The sequence below is a fragment of the Pedococcus sp. 2YAF34 genome, from assembly GCF_052114585.1.
Lineage (GTDB): Bacteria > Actinomycetota > Actinomycetes > Actinomycetales > Dermatophilaceae > Pedococcus.
In genome coordinates, this window is sequence record NZ_JBFRFA010000087.1 from 1 (window position 1) to 578 (window position 578).

The window sequence follows — 578 nt, forward strand, 5'->3', positions numbered from 1 at the left end:
CGTCTGTCGCGACCAGGATGTGCTGCGTGTCGGCGGGCGGGTTCCACATGACGCCCTGGTCGAGCAGGCCCACGAGGCGACCTGGCACCGCCTCGGTGGCCCAGTCGGACGCGACACCGTACGGGGACATGCTCGGCGCCGTGCTGGGCCGGCCCGCTGCTGCGTCATGGCCGCCCGGGCTCTCGTGGAGCACGAAGTCGATGTCGAGCTCCCGGTCGGCGGCGCGATGGCCGGCCACGGTGTAGTTGCGCACGAACGGCCGTCGCGCCTCGGGCATAGCGAGCACCTGCGGCCACCAGCGCGCGCCGGCGGATGCGGGAAGCGCCGGCTTCTCGTCGGGGCGATGCGGGATGAAGAGACGGAACCACTGGTCGCGGCCCATCGGCTCGAACAGGTCGAGCGCCGCGCCGCCGACGGTCACCCGCTGGAAGTTCGGGCTGATCCGCTCACTGCGCACGACCTCGAGCAGCAGCACGTGCGGGTGGCGCGGCGTGATCGGGCGCGGTCGACTCATCGTGCTCCGATCGGGCGGGTCGGGGAGGGCGGTGCGGGGAGGCGTGCTCAGGTAAGGGTAGCCT

1 protein-coding gene is annotated in these 578 nt (G+C 72.7%); it reads right to left on the minus strand.

Annotated features, from left to right (window positions below; genetic code table 11):
• On the minus strand, nt 1-514 hold a 514-nt coding region (locus AB4Z02_RS18985), incomplete at its 3' end, for a siderophore-interacting protein (RefSeq protein ID WP_441972915.1).
• Between the last annotated feature and the right edge of the window lie 64 nt (nt 515-578).